This window comes from Bradyrhizobium centrolobii, from assembly GCF_001641635.1.
Taxonomy (GTDB): Bacteria; Pseudomonadota; Alphaproteobacteria; order Rhizobiales; family Xanthobacteraceae; genus Bradyrhizobium; species Bradyrhizobium centrolobii.
Genome location: NZ_LUUB01000076.1, coordinates 32,501 through 34,746 on the forward strand (window position 1 = coordinate 32,501; position 2,246 = coordinate 34,746).

Genomic DNA, 2,246 nt, shown 5'->3' on the forward strand with positions numbered 1-2,246 from the left:
ATCGAACCGACGACCTCATGCTTGCAAAGCACGCGCTCTCCCAGCTGAGCTATGGCCCCGTAACCAGAAGACGAATGCTCACTCGATGAAAGTGGTGGGCCTGGGAAGACTTGAACTTCCGACCTCACGCTTATCAAGCGCGCGCTCTAACCAACTGAGCTACAAGCCCCTAACGCTATCCTCTCAAGGACTAGGGCCCTGCTCGCGTGCACGCCGCCGACACGCGCCGAATGCAATCGCACAGCGCAGCCCCGGCGCGTGTTCGTCCGCGAAGAAAGAGAAACGAAGACGGCGAAATCCCGCCAATGGAGCTCAACGATCTGGCGATCTGTTGGCCCCTGATGTTTCTAAAACGGTCCGATAGTGAGCGTGAGCTCGCTGAAGGACCATCCTTAGAAAGGAGGTGATCCAGCCGCAGGTTCCCCTACGGCTACCTTGTTACGACTTCACCCCAGTCGCTGACCCTACCGTGGCCGGCTGCCTCCATTGCTGGTTAGCGCACCGTCTTCAGGTAAAGCCAACTCCCATGGTGTGACGGGCGGTGTGTACAAGGCCCGGGAACGTATTCACCGTGGCGTGCTGATCCACGATTACTAGCGATTCCAACTTCATGGGCTCGAGTTGCAGAGCCCAATCCGAACTGAGACGGCTTTTTGAGATTTGCCAGGACTTGCGTCTTCGCATCCCATTGTCACCGCCATTGTAGCACGTGTGTAGCCCAGCCCGTAAGGGCCATGAGGACTTGACGTCATCCCCACCTTCCTCGCGGCTTATCACCGGCAGTCTCCTTAGAGTGCTCAACTAAATGGTAGCAACTAAGGACGGGGGTTGCGCTCGTTGCGGGACTTAACCCAACATCTCACGACACGAGCTGACGACAGCCATGCAGCACCTGTCTCCGGTCCAGCCGAACTGAAGAACTCCGTCTCTGGAGTCCGCGACCGGGATGTCAAGGGCTGGTAAGGTTCTGCGCGTTGCGTCGAATTAAACCACATGCTCCACCGCTTGTGCGGGCCCCCGTCAATTCCTTTGAGTTTTAATCTTGCGACCGTACTCCCCAGGCGGAATGCTTAAAGCGTTAGCTGCGCCACTAGTGAGTAAACCCACTAACGGCTGGCATTCATCGTTTACGGCGTGGACTACCAGGGTATCTAATCCTGTTTGCTCCCCACGCTTTCGTGCCTCAGCGTCAGTACCGGGCCAGTGAGCCGCCTTCGCCACTGGTGTTCTTGCGAATATCTACGAATTTCACCTCTACACTCGCAGTTCCACTCACCTCTCCCGGACTCAAGATCTTCAGTATCAAAGGCAGTTCTGGAGTTGAGCTCCAGGATTTCACCCCTGACTTAAAAACCCGCCTACGCACCCTTTACGCCCAGTGATTCCGAGCAACGCTAGCCCCCTTCGTATTACCGCGGCTGCTGGCACGAAGTTAGCCGGGGCTTATTCTTGCGGTACCGTCATTATCTTCCCGCACAAAAGAGCTTTACAACCCTAGGGCCTTCATCACTCACGCGGCATGGCTGGATCAGGGTTGCCCCCATTGTCCAATATTCCCCACTGCTGCCTCCCGTAGGAGTTTGGGCCGTGTCTCAGTCCCAATGTGGCTGATCATCCTCTCAGACCAGCTACTGATCGTCGCCTTGGTGAGCCATTACCTCACCAACTAGCTAATCAGACGCGGGCCGATCTTTCGGCGATAAATCTTTCCCCGTAAGGGCTTATCCGGTATTAGCACAAGTTTCCCTGTGTTGTTCCGAACCAAAAGGTACGTTCCCACGCGTTACTCACCCGTCTGCCGCTGACGTATTGCTACGCCCGCTCGACTTGCATGTGTTAAGCCTGCCGCCAGCGTTCGCTCTGAGCCAGGATCAAACTCTCAAGTTGGACTTGAACTTTGAACCGGCTGATCACAACGTTTGACGAGGTCCCACCATACTCGCGAAGCGATTCACATCGCTTGCGAACTGACCTCAATCAAGAGGTCATGGTGTTACCTTTGAAACGTGTACCGCCGAAGTCTTTCGTCCGGCCTCGATCAGAAAAGCCGAAGCTTTTCAGAAACAAGACCCGCAAGGACTCCGCCGTCCACGTTTCTCTTTCTTCATCTTCACTTGTCAAACAGCCCGGGACCGGAGAGGCCCCAACCTTCCTGAGAGGAAGGGTTCCGACACCCCTACCGACGATGAATGACTCCAATCGACCGGTGTCGACTGTTGTGTCACTCAACAAGGTGAGGAGCATCA

Annotated in this window: 1 protein-coding gene, 2 tRNA genes and 1 rRNA gene (1 of these 4 cut by a window edge); all 4 read right to left on the reverse strand. The window is 55.6% G+C overall.

From position 1 onward, the window contains the following. Positions 1-59: transfer RNA gene (locus tag AYJ54_RS24495), tRNA-Ala, on the reverse strand (it extends 17 nt beyond the left edge of the window). Between the two features lie 33 nt (positions 60-92). Beyond that, a tRNA-Ile gene (locus tag AYJ54_RS24500) sits at positions 93-169 on the reverse strand. Positions 170-396: 227 nt separating this feature from the next. Continuing rightward, positions 397-1,887, reverse strand: a 16S ribosomal RNA gene (locus AYJ54_RS24505). Positions 1,888-1,977: 90 nt separating this feature from the next. Further along, positions 1,978-2,246 (reverse strand): hypothetical protein (locus tag AYJ54_RS51710; RefSeq protein WP_063702871.1); only part of this gene is annotated, 269 nt, incomplete at its 5' end.